We start from the raw sequence: 1,342 nt of genomic DNA, 5'->3' as shown, positions 1-1,342 counted from the left end.
AGGGACCGTCAATAATTTTGTGTAAATGGGAGTGTCCTTTTCTTATGAACGTTACCCACTAGTTTGCTTTAAACATCATTTGTAGCTCTGCGCGAGCTTGATCGAAACCAATGTGACATCTTGTCGCAAAGCGCTGATTATACTGGTCAAACTGAGAAACGAGGAAGCGCTCAAGTGACTCTTCGTTAGGGAATTGTTCCTTACGTTTACTATATTTCTTGATTTGTTTATTAAAAGATTCAATGAGATTGGTAGAATAAATACTACGCCAAATAGACTTAGGAAAGCTATAAAACGTGAACAAATAAGGGTTATTGAGCAATGGTTTTGTCACTTTTGGATACTTAGATTTCCACTTTTCAATAAACGAATGCAGGGCCTGTTGACCCATTTCAAGGCTTTCTGCACGGTACACAGATTTAAAGTCTTCACAGATTTCAGCTCGATCGGATACACGAACTTTATGAGCAATCGTCCGTGAAAGATGGACGCAGCATGTTTGGTAAGAAGAAGCTGGATAGATAGAAAAAACACTGTCTGAGATTCCTTTTAACCCGTCGGAAATAAACAACAGAATCTCCTCTACGCCACGGGATTTGATGTCTTCTAAAAGTTCTTTCCAGACAAAGGCAGATTCGTTAGGAGCGATTGTATAGCCAAGCACTTCTTTTGAACCGTCTTCGCGAATGCCAACGGCAATATAGACAGCTTCTTTAGACACGGTATCCCGTTTTAAAGCAATATATGTAGCATCTAAATAAACGCACGCATAGCGTGCACACAACGTTCGATCTCGGAATGCTTCTACCTGTTCAGACATCACCTTTGTCATATTTGAAATGGTTTGAGGTGTGTAATGGTGACCATACATGCGCTCCATCAAATGGGCAATTTCAGCAGTCGTTACGCCCTTTTGGAACATATGAATAACAAACGCTTCAAGCGTATCATTGGCTCTTTTATAAGGAGCCACCGTCTGTTGCTTAAAGTCGCCATTCCGATCACGAGGAATAACGAGATGAAGTGCTCCAAACTCTGTGTGCAGCGTCCGTTCGTACGAACCATTTCGTGAATTCCCTGTATTAAATCCAATACGTTCATATTTTTCGTAGTCCAAAAAAGCTGTCAATTCGCTCGCTAAGAGCGTATTAACCGCATTTTCTAAGTGAGAACGGAAAATTTCCGTCACATCTTCTTTTTGGACTAGAGCTTGAACAAGATCTGTTGTAAACTGATTCATAGGAAGACCTTCTTTCTTTGAATTGGTTGTGGTGACTTAATTCTACAAGAAAAGGTCTTCCTTTTTGTATTTATTCATTTACACAAGATATTTTACGCTCTC

The 1,342-nt window shown here is 40.0% G+C and carries 1 protein-coding gene; it reads right to left on the bottom strand.

All coding sequences use genetic code 11. From position 1 onward, the window contains the following. Positions 1-58 precede the first annotated feature (58 nt). Entirely contained in the window at positions 59-1,240 is a 1,182-nt protein-coding gene (locus M3225_RS28730; RefSeq protein ID WP_251400728.1) for an IS256-like element ISBame1 family transposase, read from the bottom strand. Positions 1,241-1,342 lie beyond the last annotated feature (102 nt).

This window comes from Priestia aryabhattai, from assembly GCF_023715685.1.
In the GTDB taxonomy this organism is placed as follows: domain Bacteria; phylum Bacillota; class Bacilli; order Bacillales; family Bacillaceae_H; genus Priestia; species Priestia aryabhattai_B.
This window is presented reverse-complemented; position numbering and strand designations above follow the sequence as displayed.

Coding starts and splice junctions, on each gene's coding strand:
- M3225_RS28730 (WP_251400728.1), bottom strand. CDS start 1,240: ATGAATCAGTTTACAACAGATCTTGTTCAAGCTCTAGTCCAAAAAGAA.